Source organism: Gillisia mitskevichiae (assembly GCF_003634585.1).
Classification (GTDB): domain Bacteria; phylum Bacteroidota; class Bacteroidia; order Flavobacteriales; family Flavobacteriaceae; genus Gillisia; species Gillisia mitskevichiae.
Genome location: NZ_RBLG01000003.1, coordinates 394,470 through 409,047 on the forward strand (window position 1 = coordinate 394,470; position 14,578 = coordinate 409,047).

Annotated in this window: 12 protein-coding genes; 9 read left to right on the forward strand and 3 right to left on the reverse strand. The window is 32.9% G+C overall.

Translation table 11 applies throughout. The features are described 5' to 3' along the window. Window positions 1–158 precede the first annotated feature (158 nt). Genes mltG through dapF form a run of 3 tightly spaced genes read right to left on the reverse strand, consistent with a single transcriptional unit; the run spans window position 159 to window position 2,504 of the window. Window positions 159–1,202, reverse strand: coding sequence for an endolytic transglycosylase MltG (gene mltG, locus BC962_RS12535; RefSeq protein ID WP_121346368.1), 1,044 nt, complete (start codon window positions 1,200–1,202; stop codon window positions 159–161). Further along, complete coding sequence (locus tag BC962_RS12540; RefSeq protein WP_121346369.1) at window positions 1,192–1,722, reverse strand: GNAT family N-acetyltransferase; 531 nt, start codon at window positions 1,720–1,722, stop codon at window positions 1,192–1,194. The genes mltG and BC962_RS12540 overlap by 11 nt, the downstream gene beginning before the upstream one ends. Beyond that, on the reverse strand, window positions 1,716–2,504 hold the full coding sequence (gene dapF / locus BC962_RS12545; RefSeq protein ID WP_121346370.1) for a diaminopimelate epimerase: 789 nt from the start codon (window positions 2,502–2,504) through the stop codon (window positions 1,716–1,718). The genes BC962_RS12540 and dapF overlap by 7 nt, the downstream gene beginning before the upstream one ends. A gap of 133 nt (window positions 2,505–2,637) precedes the next feature. Here dapF and BC962_RS12550 point away from each other — a divergent pair, with 133 nt between their 5' ends. From BC962_RS12550 to BC962_RS12590, 9 genes are all read left to right on the forward strand, one after another. Beyond that, complete coding sequence (locus BC962_RS12550) at window positions 2,638–4,038, forward strand: trypsin-like peptidase domain-containing protein (RefSeq protein WP_121346371.1); 1,401 nt, start codon at window positions 2,638–2,640, stop codon at window positions 4,036–4,038. A gap of 131 nt (window positions 4,039–4,169) precedes the next feature. Beyond that, the gene (locus BC962_RS12555; RefSeq protein ID WP_121346372.1) at window positions 4,170–5,618 is read left to right on the forward strand and encodes a glyceraldehyde-3-phosphate dehydrogenase; all 1,449 of its coding nucleotides are present in this window, start codon (window positions 4,170–4,172) and stop codon (window positions 5,616–5,618) included. A 278-nt stretch (window positions 5,619–5,896) separates the two neighbouring features. Continuing rightward, a complete protein-coding gene (locus tag BC962_RS12560; protein WP_121346373.1) occupies window positions 5,897–6,490 on the forward strand; it encodes a hypothetical protein in 594 nt (197 codons plus the stop codon). Window positions 6,491–6,558: 68 nt separating this feature from the next. Continuing rightward, the gene (trmD, locus tag BC962_RS12565) at window positions 6,559–7,239 is read left to right on the forward strand and encodes a tRNA (guanosine(37)-N1)-methyltransferase TrmD (RefSeq protein WP_121346374.1); all 681 of its coding nucleotides are present in this window, start codon (window positions 6,559–6,561) and stop codon (window positions 7,237–7,239) included. Window positions 7,240–7,352: 113 nt separating this feature from the next. Further along, window positions 7,353–7,706, forward strand: coding sequence for a 50S ribosomal protein L19 (gene rplS / locus BC962_RS12570; protein WP_121346375.1), 354 nt, complete (start codon window positions 7,353–7,355; stop codon window positions 7,704–7,706). Window positions 7,707–8,384: 678 nt separating this feature from the next. Next, entirely contained in the window at window positions 8,385–10,607 is a 2,223-nt protein-coding gene (locus BC962_RS12575; RefSeq protein ID WP_121346376.1) for an NADP-dependent isocitrate dehydrogenase, read from the forward strand. 154 nt (window positions 10,608–10,761) lie between these two features. Beyond that, window positions 10,762–13,128 (forward strand): TonB-dependent receptor, encoded by a 2,367-nt coding sequence (locus tag BC962_RS12580; RefSeq protein WP_245984186.1) that lies wholly within the window; start codon window positions 10,762–10,764, stop codon window positions 13,126–13,128. A 3-nt stretch (window positions 13,129–13,131) separates the two neighbouring features. Beyond that, window positions 13,132–13,941: a DUF4249 family protein gene (locus BC962_RS12585; RefSeq protein WP_121346377.1), complete on the forward strand. Its 810-nt coding sequence runs from the start codon at window positions 13,132–13,134 to the stop codon at window positions 13,939–13,941. Window positions 13,942–13,967: 26 nt separating this feature from the next. Continuing rightward, a complete protein-coding gene (locus BC962_RS12590) occupies window positions 13,968–14,189 on the forward strand; it encodes a DUF6095 family protein (protein WP_121346378.1) in 222 nt (73 codons plus the stop codon). The last annotated feature ends 389 nt before the right edge of the window (window positions 14,190–14,578 follow it).

The window sequence follows — 14,578 nt, forward strand, 5'->3', positions numbered from 1 at the left end:
TTCGCATTAAAAGATAAAAATAAATGTATTTATCCTTAGAGTAAGAAAAGAATAGGCTATCCAAAACTCTTTAATACTCATTAATAATAATTAATCCTTTTCTACCAGAGATTGATTGAAAAATTTTATTGAAGTGCTTAAACATATTAGATAAGATATTATCTATTCACCCCTTGTTTGTTTATCCAACGAACATATGTTTGTTTATTTCTGTTATGTTGCGCCAAATTTTCAGCAAACATATGATATCCAAAATTCTCTACATCTGCTACGAAAAAAAAATATTTATGATTTTCATAATTTAAAACTGCCTCTATAGAAGAGATATCAGGCATTGCAATAGGACCAGGAGGAAGTGCAACGTTCATATAAGTATTGTAAGGAGACTCTAACTTAAGGTCTTTATAAAGCACTCTTTTAATAATTGTGTCGAAATTTCCAGATTGCTCTTTAATAGCGTAGATAACCGTTGGGTCTGCTTCCAATTTCCATCCTTTATTAATTCTATTCATGTAAACTCCAGCAACTTTTGGTCTCTCATCTACTTTAGCTGTCTCCTTTTGAACAATGGAAGCCACTACTGTAACCTGATTTGGAGTTAATCCAATTTCTTTAGCCTTTTCCAATCTTGTCTGGTTCCAAAATCTTTTGTATTCTGTTAGCATACGCTCTCTGAAACCTTCTGCGGAAGTATTCCAAAAGAATTCATATTTATTAGGAATATATAGGCCTAATGCTTCTTCTTTATTCAAATTATTTGCATTCAAAAAAGCTTCGTCCTTCATCATTTTAAGTAATGAAATGCTATCTGCCTCAATTTGAACCGCAATTCTCCCTGCAAGTTCTTCTAATCTTTCTTGATTATTAAATACCACGGAAACCGGAGTATTCTGACTGCGAAGTACATTAACAAGATCATTATTATTCATACCCTTTTTCAGAATATATTTACCCGCTTTCACATTTGCTGCATATCCTTTTTTCTGAGCTACGGCATCAAAAGAAGATAAATCCTCAAGTAATGGGCGTAAACTATCTATAGCAGTTTGATATGTGGCACCTGTTGGAATATAGACCGTGCTGGTGTTATTTTCGAATTTTGTGTTTGGGGAGAAGATTGAATTATAAACTGAATAACTAAATATGCCTAATGCCACAAGCCCTAGAAGAGCAATAATCCAAAGAATTTTTTTAATATACATTATTTATTAATTGGTATAGTATTTCATTTTTAAATTTTCCGTTGACTAAAACCCAGTCTTTTTTAATGCCTACCTCCGTGAAATTACATTTTTCAAATAACTTGATACTTGCTAAATTATCTTCAGTAACATTTGCATAAACCTGACGCAGTCCTAGATGTGTAAAACAATAATCGCTGGTTAATTTTAGAACTTCTTGGCCAAAACCCTTCCCACGATCCTCATCATTTACAAATAGAATTCCCAAGGCCGCTCTCCTGTCTTTAGGCTCCAGATCAAATATATCTATTAAACCTATAGACTTGTCATCATGTCTACAGATCATTAATCGAAGCTGTTTTACATCAAAAATATCACGATGAGAATTTTGCAGGTATTTCTTAATCAAAAATCGGGAATATGGAACTCTGGTAGAACTGATCTCCCAAAAATCTTCATTATTCTCCACCTCCAGAATAAAATCTAGATCTTCGGGCTCTAATGCCCTTAAGTATATTTTATCTCCTTTTAAGGTTAACATTCAAATTCTCCTTTAAAAACTTTTGCAGTTGGGCCGGTAAGCCAGATATTATAATAATTTCCATTGTTATTTTCAAAAGAAACCCGAAGTTTTCCTCCTGGAGTTTCTAAGAATACGATGTTTGAATCGGTTTTACCTGTAGCATTTACCGCTATTGCAACCGCCGTAACACCTGTGCCACAAGAATAGGTTTCATCTTCCACCCCTCTTTCATATGTTCTCACTAAAAAAGTATTTTCATCTTTTTGCTGAACAAAATTTACATTTGTTCCTCCACTAGATTCATATTTTTCTGAATATCTAATGCTTGCACCATCTTGTTTTACATTGATATCTCCAACTTGTTCTGAAAATAATATATGATGTGGCGAACCTGTATCTAAAAATAATTCGTCTTCGTTAATTCCTTTCGCTAAAACATCCTGCATTTTCAAACTTACTATATCTCCATCTATAGTAGCCTCATGAAGACCATCTATTGCATTAAAAGTAGCTTTTTCATTAATGACCCCAAGAAGCTTCGCAAAGGCCACCAAACATCTCCCTCCATTTCCACACATACTACTTTGGTTACCATCAGAATTATAGTAAACCATCTTAAAGTCTTCAGAAGCATTATCAGAATTTTCCAAAAGGATCAACCCATCGGCTCCAATTCCAAATCTTCGATGACACAGTTCATGCACTAGATTGGTATTATTTTTGGAGAATATATCATTGCGATTATCAACCATTATAAAATCGTTTCCTGTGCCGTGGAATTTATAGAAAGGAATATTCATGAATGCCAATTTGGATAAAAACAAATATACAACAATCACACAAAAACAATCGTTGTAGAAATAGGCATTTAGGCCCAATTTAAATTTGGCAGTAGTTGGATTAAAATTTAGTTGAATTAAAATAAGAGTAGCAATGAAACAATTTATTAAATTACTTAGTGTTTCCGTTTTGGGTGGCGTGTTAACTTTAGGCTCCTATAAGCTTATTATATACGAAGATGTACCTTTTTTTGAGCCTTCTCCCATTAAACAAGAATCTTCATCATTCATTCCTGTTTCAAATTCCAATAATATTTATGGTACAAATGCCGACTTTACTGAAGCTGCCGAAAAGACAGTTCACTCTGTCGTCCACGTAAAAAATGTTGCTGTATTTGATAAACCAAATAGTTTTTGGGAATACTACTCTAATGGAGGCAATACTGGAAAGGCTTTACAAGGAACTGGCTCCGGTGTAATTATTACCCCAGATGGATACATAATTACCAATAATCATGTTATTAAAGGTGCAGGAGAAATAGAAGTCACCTTAAATAACAATAAATCTTATGTTGCAAAAGTAATAGGAATAGATACTAAGGCAGATATAGCACTGCTAAAAATTGATGCAACAGATTTAGAATATATCCCATTTGGAAATTCTAACGATATTAAATTAGGAGAGTGGGTTTTAGCCGTTGGGAACCCATTTAATTTAACTTCTACGGTCACTGCAGGAATTGTAAGTGCAAAAGCCAGAGATCTCAATGCATACGATGGAACTCCACAATCCTTTATCCAGACCGATGCTGCTATTAATCCAGGAAATAGTGGAGGTGCACTAGTTAATATAGATGGAAAACTTATTGGCATCAATACGGCAATAACCTCTCAAACTGGTAGTTATATTGGATATGGTTTTGCTGTACCATCTAATAATGCAAGAAAAATCGTTGAAGATATCATGGAATTCGGCAATGTGCAGCAAGGAATATTAGGAATTATAGGTACCGATGTAAATCAGGTTATTTCCAAAGAGTTTAATCTTCCTACTTCCCAAGGAGTGATTGTTAGTGATGTAGAATCTGGAAGCGGGGCCGCTTTAGCCGGAATAAAAAAAGGAGACGTTATAAGACAATTAGATAATATTGAAATTAGAAAAATGTCCGATCTAACCGGATATTTAGGCTCCAAAAGGCCAAAAGATGTAGTGAAGGTTAAAATCATTAGAGAAGGAGAAGAACGAGACGTAGCTGTAAAGTTGATTAAATATGAAACTTTTGCCATTCAGGAAATTGGGTTAGAAGTTACCAATGCTTCTAAGGAATATCTTAAAGAGTATAAAACAGCAAATGGAGTGAAAATTTCCAGAGCTTTAAAAGGAGATAAACAATCTCAAGCACTTATTGGGATTGTAATCACCAAAATAAATAATCAGAAGGTAAACAATATAGATGATGTGAAACGTGTTTTAAGTTCAAATAACGACTTAGAACCTATAAGCGTAACTTTTGTGAACAAACAAGGGAAGGAACAAACCTATATATGGAGATAAAATTCGTCAGCAAATATCGCTAACCTACTGTAAAATTTACAGTAGGTTTTTTTTTAAATAAATATTTCACGAAAACGATTGAAATCTATACTTTTGCCGCGTCTAAACACACACAACATAACTCAAAAAAAATGGGATTTAACGAAGTTTACGAAAAAGAACTTGCTTTTCAAGCAGACCGCAGACGTGCCTCTGTGGAGTTTATTAAAATAATAAGCGATCTATGGTATGATAAATCTATAGAATTGGTTTTATTTAGAAATCCACTTATCAATAGAAATGTAAGTGATATTCTTAACCTACATGAATATGCAGGAGCTTTTGTAGAAAAGCCGATCTCAATTTTCGATTCTGTTGAAATTGCCCAAGCTATTAAAGACCTAGATCTTCCTCCTGCAAAATTGGATATTGGAAAACTTACTTACGAGTATCATTTAGAAGATGTAGATTATAATAATGCCAAGGCATTTATATCCTCTAAATTAAAAGACGCCAAAGATTATCAAGATATCACCCCAAAAGACGTTGTGCTTTATGGATTTGGAAGAATTGGTAGATTAGTTGCCAGAGAATTAATGACAAGAACTGGAGTTGGAAGTCAGCTAAGACTTAGAGCTATAGTAACTCGCGGTAAAATAGATGCGACAGTATTAGAGAAAAGGGCATCACTTTTAAGAAGTGATTCTGTTCACGGAGATTTTTCAGGAACTGTTAATGTAGACGCAGAAAATTCTTCTTTGATAATAAATGGAACTACTGTTCATGTAATTTCAGCAAATAATCCTGAAGATATAGATTACACAGAATATGGGATTAATGACGCTCTTATTATAGATAATACCGGAGCATTTAGAGATAAGGAAGAATTATCTAGACACTTAACTTCTGTTGGAGCTAGTAAAGTTTTACTTACAGCACCAGGAAAAGGAATTCCAAACATTGTGCACGGGGTTAATCATAAAGAACATAATCCAGATGAGATCTCAATTTTCTCTGCAGCGTCATGTACCACCAATGCGATCACACCTGTTTTAAAGGCTATTCAAGATTCCTTAGGGGTTGTTCATGGACATTTAGAAACTATCCATGCATATACTAACGATCAAAACTTGGTAGATAACATGCATAGCAAATATAGAAGAGGTCGTGCTGCAGGACTAAACATGGTAATTACTGAGACCGGTGCTGGACAAGCTGTAACGAAAGCTTTGCCTGTTTTCGATGGAAAATTAACTTCGAATGCAATTAGAGTACCCGTTCCTAATGGCTCATTAGCTATTCTAAATTTAGAGGTGGAAGCTGCCACTTCTGTTGAAGGAATAAATACTATACTTAAAAAATATGCTCTTGAAGGAGAATTGGTAGAGCAAATAAAATATTCTTTAGATAATGAATTGGTTTCTACAGATATAGTTGGTTCTTCTGCACCTTCAATTTATGATAGTAAGGCCACCATTGTTACTGCAGATGGAAAGAATATTGTACTATATATATGGTATGATAACGAATATGGTTATAGCCATCAAGTAATAAGACTGGCAAAATACATAGCAAAAGTGAGACGTTTTACTTATTACTAGATCTTATTCCTTTTGAAAAGTTAAATTACATTAAAGGTTCGGAAATTTTCCGAACCTTTTTTAATATATATTAGTTAGATTATAATTAGAATTTTGACTTAATTTTTAAAATAGACCAGATCTTATAACATAAATTCTTCGTCATTAAATAAAGCTTTTAAAAATAACCTGAGAATGTGATTATTAATTCTCATCAACCTAACTTGCGTAATTCACTTTTAATGGCAATAAGTATTTTCTAGGAACGTTGTTAGGAGTACCAAACAAAAAACATTACAATGAATAAACTATTATTACTAGGATTAGCGACCCTCTTTTTTACATTTTCGTTAACAGCTCAAGAAACTGAAGAAAGTGAAGAAAGTGAAAACCCTGTTGAAGATCAATTTACAAGAATTATTGAAGGCTCTAATGATTATCAGGGTTACAAAGTTGTAGATTACAACGATCTTGTGAAATTAAAACAAACTACTGCCAACTTTATCACTAGTTTAAATAATGAAATTGTCACTCAAGACAATACAATAGATCAGCAACAAAAAGAGATCTTGCAATTAAAAAAGGATCTAAACAGCACTCAGGATAACTTAAAAGAAGTTACTGCTGAAAAAGATGCTATTACTTTCTTAGGAATGCCTTTTAGTAAAGGAACTTATATGGCTCTTATGTGGGGGATTGTGGCGATTTTAGTATTATTTCTACTTTTCTTTATTTTCCAGTTTAAGAAAGGACATGTGCAAACCACTGAGGCTAGAAATAATCTAATAGAAACCGAAAAAGAATTTGAAGATTTTAAAGCAAAATCACTTGTTAAAGAACAAAGATTAGGTAGATTATTACAGGATGAAAGAAATAAAGCCAGTGACAGATAAATAAGATTTTCTCTACAAGATTTAACTTATACATATTTCGCATCTTTGCGTTATCAAAATAATTTAGAATGCGCATAGATATTATAACTGTTGTTCCGGAAATTCTTACAAGTCCTTTTGAGGTTTCTATCTTAAAACGAGCCATAGAAAAAGGACTTGTAGAGATTCATTTACACAATCTTCGGGATTACGTTACCGATAATTATAAACAAATAGACGATTATCAATTTGGTGGAGGTGCAGGAATGGTAATGATGATAGAGCCCATAGATAAATGTATCACAAATTTGAAATCTCAAAGAGATTATGATGAAGTGATCTACATGACACCCGATGGTGATAAATTTGATCAGAGAACCGCCAATACTCTATCTTTAAAAGGAAATATTATAATTCTATGCGGGCATTATAAAGGAGTAGATCAAAGAGTTCGTGATCACTTTGTAACCAAAGAAATATCTATAGGCGATTATGTGCTTTCTGGTGGCGAATTAGCCGCTGCAGTTGTTTGCGATTCTATTATAAGATTAATACCTGGAGTATTAGGGAATGAAACTTCCGCTCTTACAGATTCTTTTCAAGACGATTTGTTAGCGCCTCCAGTTTATACAAGGCCTGCAGAATACAAAGGATGGAAAGTACCAGAGATCTTAACCTCTGGAAATTTCCCTAAAATTGAAAGCTGGAGAGAAGACCAGTCTTATGAAAGAACTAAAAAATTAAGACCCGATTTATTAGGAGAAGAATAAGTTAAAAAATTGCTTGTTTATAGCTTTAAATTTTATAATTTTGCACTCGTTTCTATATTAACCTCTGGCGAGATCCGTGAATGTTGGTTTAGACTTTATTAAAAATATTAATTATGGAATCCCTAATTAAATTCGTTCAAGACGAATTCGTTACTAAAAAAGAATTTCCTGAGTTTTCTGCAGGTGATACAATCACTGTATACTATGAAATTAAGGAAGGGGCTAAAACTCGTACCCAGTTTTTTAGAGGTGTTGTAATTCAAATTAAAGGAACTGGTACTTCTAAAACTTTTACCATTAGAAAAATTAGTGGTACTGTTGGAGTAGAACGTATCTTCCCTGTTAATTTACCTGCATTACAAAAAATCGAAGTTAATAAGCGTGGTGCTGTAAGAAGAGCTCGTATTTATTACTTTAGAGGTCTTACTGGTAAAAAAGCCCGTATTAAAGAACAAAGAAGAAGATAATTTTCTTTTTTTTAAGAAGACAAAAAGCCCCTTAATTGGGGCTTTTTTTATTGAAATATTTTAAATTAAAATTTTAATTCATCTTTATAATTATTAACAAAAGTTAATAAAATAAATTATAAGCTGTTGAAAACTAAATAGTTAAAATTTTAATTTTATCGAAAATAGATCGTAAATTTAATAGACTTTATAATTAGAAGAATGACAAAAGGATTTCTCTACTTTAATAAAGTACGGTAAAGTGAATGCTTTACACAGGTTATTATCTTCTAAATAACGCATATTTTGCCCAGCAAAAGCAGTTTGAAAGATTTGACCGTTTTGATATAATTTAAGCGCGTTTGTGATTAAATTATATCATTTGAAGTAACGCACGAAATAAGTTGTAGTAATAGACTTATCAATGATCTTTAATGATCCAGCGGTAAAGCGTTGCTTCATTAGAAGCCATTTCAATATACAAGGTATGTTGAAATGGCTTTTTTAGTATTAAATTTTCCCTAAAACCAAGGTTTTAGCCTTTTCTCCACTATGATAAAAATTCTAAAATACCTATCTTCGCGTGACTTAGGATTTTACGTCCTATTTTTCAAAACACCTAAATAATTAATAAGCCTAGTTTGGTATAAGGAATTTATTCTCCTACTCTAACCTGCTTATTCATAAATCAATAATTACATGAGTCAAAGATCAAAAATAGTTTATACAAAAACAGATGAAGCCCCTATGTTGGCAACCTTCTCTTTTTTACCAATAATTAGAACCTTTACAAATTCTTCTAATATTGAAATTGAAGCAAAAGATATTTCCTTAGCGGCTCGAATATTATCCGCTTTTTCTGATGATTTACCCACAGAACAACGTGTGCCTGATGCTTTAAAGGAATTAGGAGAGTTAGTTACTAAACCTGAAGCTAACATAATAAAACTTCCAAACATAAGTGCTTCAGAGCCTCAATTGGAAGCAGCCATTAAAGAACTTCAAGAAAAAGGCTTTAAATTACCAGATTACCCTGGAGAACCAAAAAACGAAGAAGAAAAGAATATTAAACAAAAATATGACAAGGTTAAAGGTAGTGCTGTAAACCCTGTTCTTAGAGAAGGTAATTCAGACAGAAGAGCTCCGAAAGCAGTAAAGAACTATGCTAAGGAAAATCCACATTCTATGGGCAAGTGGGAATCTAATTCAAAAACTCATGTTGCTACAATGAGTTCCGGAGATTTCTTTCATAATGAAAAGTCCATAACCTTTGATCATGCAGATGTCTTAAGTATAGAATTAGAAGATGCGAATGGAAAAACAAGCATTTTAAAAGAAAATTTAAAAGTTCTTGATGGTGAAATTATCGATGCTACTGTAATGAGCAAATCGGCACTTATATCATTTTTAAATGAACAGATCGCCGATGCTAAAGAAAAAGACGTATTGTTTTCGCTTCACATGAAAGCAACTATGATGAAAGTATCCGATCCAATTATTTTTGGTCATGCAGTACGTTCGTTTTTTAAAGATCTTTTTGAAAAATATAATAAAACCTTCGATGAAATTGGAGTGAATGTAAATAGTGGATTAGGAGATCTATTAAATGCACTATCAGAATTACCTGAGAGTAAAAGAAAAGAAATTGAAGCCGATCTAAAAGAAGGTTTTAAAAACGGGCCTTCTCTAGCCATGGTAAATTCAGACAAAGGAATTACCAACCTTCATGTTCCTAGCGATGTTATTATTGATGCTTCTATGCCTGCAATGATAAGAACTTCAGGAAAAATGTGGAATTCTAAGGGCGCACTTCAAGATACAAAAGCGGTAATTCCAGATAGTAGTTACGCTGGGATATATCAAGCAACTATAGACTTTTGCAAAGAAAATGGAGCTTTTGATCCTACTACAATGGGAACAGTACCTAATGTAGGATTGATGGCACAAAAGGCTGAAGAATATGGATCTCATGATAAAACATTTGAAATTTCTTCAAACGGATCTGTAAAAGTGAAAAATGCGAAAGGAGAAGTAATTCTTCAGCATTCTGTAGAAGAGGGTGATATCTGGAGAATGTGTCAGGTTAAAGATGCACCAATACAAGATTGGGTTAAATTAGCTGTTTCTAGAGCTAAATCCTCCGGAGTGCCTGCGATTTTCTGGCTAGATAAGAACAGGAGTCATGATGCAGAAGTAATTAAAAAAGTAAATAAATATTTAGCTGAAGCAAACACCGAGGACCTGGATATCCAAATAATGGCTCCTTTTGAGGCTACTAATTACACCCTTAAAAGAGTAAAAGCAGGACAAGACACAATTTCTGTAAGTGGTAATGTGCTTAGAGATTATTTAACGGATCTTTTTCCTATTTTAGAATTAGGTACAAGTGCAAAAATGTTGTCTATAGTTCCATTGATGAATGGTGGTGGATTATTTGAAACTGGCGCAGGAGGATCTGCTCCAAAACACATTCAACAATTCCTTGAAGAAGGACATTTAAGATGGGATTCTTTAGGTGAATTTTTAGCATTAGCAGTTTCCTTAGAACATTTAGGTGAAAAATTTAATAATAGAAAAGCTTTAATTCTTTCAGAAACTTTAGATGAAGCTACCGAGGAATTCTTGCGTAATGACAAATCTCCTTCAAGAAAAGTAAATGAATTAGATAATAGAGGAAGTCATTTCTATTTGGCACTGTATTGGGCTCAAGGACTTGCCAAGCAGGATAAAGATCAATCCCTAAAAGAGGAATTTTCCAAAATTGCTATGCAATTAGCAGAAAATGAATCAAAGATATTGAAGGATCTAATTGATGCACAAGGAAGAAAAGTAGATATTAATGGTTATTATTACCCTAATGAAGATTTAACTAGTAATGCTATGAGACCTAGCTCTACCCTTAATTCTATTATGGGAAAATAAAATTACAATTTGTATTTATAAAAAAAAGCCCTGATGAGTTCCATCAGGGCTTTTTCTTTACATAAGTTTTGGCTAAACGTTTATAAATTATTTCTTAAGAACGGCTGTGTTTCTCTGTTCATTAATTTACATATCCTATATTTACTTAAAAAAATTGGCGAAATTATACACAGTAATATTAATCTTCTTTTTTAGCTTTCTTCAAGCCCAGGAAACGTTCACTATTAATGGTGTTATAAAAGACATTTCGAATAATGAAACTCTATACGGAGTAAATATTCTAGTCCCTAATTTAAACTCGGGGGTTGTAAGTAATGAATATGGTTTCTACAGCTTAAAATTACCAAGAGGTACACATAAAATCGTAGTATCATATCTTGGATATCAGGAACGGTCTATAACAATTAATGTTGATGAAAATAGCACCTACAATATTTCTTTAGTCGAAATTTCAGAAGCTTTAGATGAAGTGATCATAACTAGTGATACTCAAAATACGAATATTCGAGGTCCAGAAATGAGTGTAAACAAATTAGATATAAGCACCATTCAAAAATTGCCAGTTGTATTTGGAGAGGTGGATGTTATAAAATCCCTATTATTACTTCCAGGAGTATCTAATGCTGGAGAGGGATCTTCTGGATTTAACGTGCGCGGAGGTGCAGTAGATCAAAACCTTATTCTGTTGGACGAGGCAACTATTTACAATTCCTCACATCTATTTGGTCTTTTTTCAGTGTTTAACCCAGATGCAATTAAAAATTTAAAATTATACAAAGGGGGAATACCAGCAAAATATGGTGGTAGAGCTTCTTCGGTTTTAGAGATCTTTCAAAAGGACGGGAATAGTAAAGAGTTTAAAGCAAATGGGGGAATAGGAATAATTTCTAGTAGACTTTTAGCTGAGGGACCCATAGTACAAGATAAAGGTTCTTTTTTAGTTGGAGGTAGAACTTCATATGCTCACCTATTCCTTAAATTAACCGATAACGAAAATACAGCCTACTTCTATGATCTAAATACCAAATTGAGTTATAGATTAGACAATAGCAACACTATCTTATTTTCCGGATATTTTGGAAGAGATGTCTTTAATATAAATGACAGCTTTAAGAATACCTATGGAAACGCTGTATTTAACCTAAGATGGAACCATGTTTTAACAGATAACATTTTCACAAACCTATCGGTTATTTATAGCGATTACTATTATGGACTTACCCTGGACTTTGTTGAATTTAACTGGAATAGCGGAATTAAAAACCTTAATCTTAAGTATGATTTTAGTCAGTATATAAACGAAAAAGTGAGCTTAGATTATGGAATTCAGAACACCTATTATGAATTTAACCCAGGAGAGATAGAACCAAGCACTCCAACCTCTGGTATTATAGATTATAAATTAACTAAAAAATATGCCTTCGAAAATGCATTGTATATTTCTGCTGAACATAACATAAGTGATAAACTAAGTGCAGAATATGGTTTAAGATTTAGCAGTTTCTTTAGGCTTGGACAAGACGAACTAAATTTATATACAAACAATCAAGCTGTAATATATAATAATGATCTTAAGATATACGAGAAGGCAGATCCAATTGGCTCTAAAACACTAAATAAATCTAAGGTAGAAAAATATTTTCAAGCCTTAGAACCTAGATTATCTTTGGCATATAGTTTTAACGATAATCAGTCTGTAAAATTAAGTTACAATAGGATGACTCAGTATTTACACCTAATTACAAATACTAGTTCACCAACTCCATTAGATATTTGGGCTCCAAGTGGAAAATATATAGATCCCCAGAGTTTAGACCAAGTTGCAATGGGGTATTTTCAAAATTTAAAAGAAGGAGAGTTCTCTTTAGAAATTGAAGGTTTTTATAAAAAAATAAGAAATAGAATAAATTATATAGATGGGGCAAATCTTATTGCCAATAATGCAATTGAGCAAGTTATATTACCCGGTAAAGCGAGAGCTTATGGGTTAGAATTATTATTAAAAAAGAATAGAGGGAATTTTACTGGCTGGTTTGCTTACACTTTATCAAAATCTGAACAAAAAACATCTGGGAGAACGGCTCTAGAAACTGGTATCAACAATGGTTCTTGGTATAATACTGCCTACGATAAAACACATGATTTTTCCATAACTGCTAGCTATGAGTTAAACGATAAGTGGCAAATTAATAGTAATTTCAACTATCAAACTGGATTACCAACAACATATCCCAATGCTCAATATACTTTTGAAAGTTTAGTAATTCCTGTTTATTCGGATAGAAATAGTGAACGATTACCTGCATATCATAGATTAGACCTTTCAGCCACCTATATTCCTAATAAAAATAAAAAGAGAGCCTATAAAACTTCATGGAATTTTGGGATCTATAATCTATATGGTAGAAAGAATGCAGTTTCATTAAGTTTTAGAAATAATGAAGATACGGGAAAGAATGAAGCTGTAAGACTTTCCATTTTCGGTATAATACCATCTGTAACATATAACTTTAAGTTCTAGAAGATGAAATTACTTAATAATATTTCTGTTTTAATACTCTTATTGTTCTGCTTTTCTTGTGAAGAGGTAGTAGATATAGACTTACAAGAATCTAAACCCAGACTGGTGGTAGAAGCTTCTATGATATGGGAGAAAGATAGCACTGGTAATCTTCAAATTATAAATTTAAGCACCACTACCCCATATTTCAATTCAGAATATTCCCCAGCACGAGATGCAAGCATTATTATAACCACATCTTCTGGTGAGACATTCAACTTTTTAGAAGAAAATCCAGGGATTTATGTGAACTCAAATTTCCTGCCTGCATTATATCAGGAATACGAAATTACAATTATATATGAAGATGAAAAATATACAGGTAGAGAGACTATGATACCTGTAGTTCATTTAGAAAAAGTAGAGCAAACTCTTAATGGAGGTTTTAGCGGAGATGAAATAGAATTAAAGGCATATTATACTGACCCTGTAGAAATTCCTAATTATTATTTATTCAAATTCTTATACGAAGATCTTTCACTTCAAATTTATAATGATGAATTTACAAATGGAAATAGAACGTTTGCATATTTTTCTGATGAAGATTTAGCTATCGGAGATACAGTGAATTTCGAAATTCAAGGAATATCAGAAAGATTTTATGAATATTTGTATATATTAAGTTCTCAAGCTGGTGAAAGCAACGGAGGGCCATTTCAAACCCAACCAACCACCGTTAGAGGTAATATAATTAATGAGTCCAATCCAGATAATTTTGCATTTGGTTATTTTAGACTTTCACAGTCAGACAATCTCGAATATACGATCCAATAACTACTTGAAAATTAAATAGAAACATTATGAAACACACTAATAAAGAAATGCTCGGTAAAGGAATCAAATATTTAGCTGGAGCTTTACCCTTAACTTTATTAGGGCCTGTAGTACTGTATTCTGCCTTTCATAATAAAGAACATCCATATTATATATTTGTACTAATATTTGGACTCCTAGCTTTTATAGGAGCTATTGTGCTGATGTTTCTTGGTATTCGAACAATTATGAAAGCCTTATTTGATTAACTAAATAGTAAGCCAAAAAATATTAGCTTTTTATTTCACAACAATCCATACTAAATTCCTCCATTCCAAATTTTTTTAGTCGTCCCCCTACGGCTAACGCCTTGTGCCGGGCTTTCCGCGCTACAAGGTAGCTTGCTCCAATCCCTGGCCGGGTTCAATAAAGATTCAGCATCTATAGATTAAGAACACATTTTTTAGGATCTCTAAGCAGCAATCTCCATTTCAATACCAAACTACCAAACACAAAAAAACCCCTCCATGTTTAGATGAAGGGGTTTAGTTGAGATTATTATTAACAAAAAAAGCACCTATCTCACGATAAGTGCTTTTCAAAAAAAAGGCGACGACATACTCTCCCACAATACAGCAGTACCATCTGCGCTAACGGG